This is a genomic window from Frateuria defendens (assembly GCF_001182895.1).
Lineage (GTDB): Bacteria > Pseudomonadota > Gammaproteobacteria > Xanthomonadales > Rhodanobacteraceae > Frateuria_B > Frateuria_B defendens.
Window position 1 is genome coordinate 1 of record NZ_LFQR01000268.1, and the last position, 235, is coordinate 235.

Annotated in this window: 1 protein-coding gene; it reads right to left on the minus strand. The window is 70.2% G+C overall.

Going from position 1 to position 235, the window contains the following annotated elements; genetic code table 11:
- Positions 1-235: helicase-related protein (locus tag ACH65_RS20925; RefSeq protein WP_049624065.1), on the minus strand; the 235-nt coding region annotated here is incomplete at both ends.

The window sequence follows — 235 nt, forward strand, 5'->3', positions numbered from 1 at the left end:
ATCACCAGCATGTCCGGCTCCACCGCGCCGACCGGGATCTTCTGCCCGATGTAGGCCTCGATGTCCGGCAGGCTCATCGCGTAGAGGTCGCAGGCGAAGCTGATCGCGTCGCCCTCGGCGCCCAGGCGCGCGGTGCGGCCGATGCGATGCACGTAGTCCTCCGCGTCCTGCGGCAGGTCGTAGTTGAACACGTGGCTCACCGCCGGGATGTGCAGGCCCCGCGCGGCCACGTCGG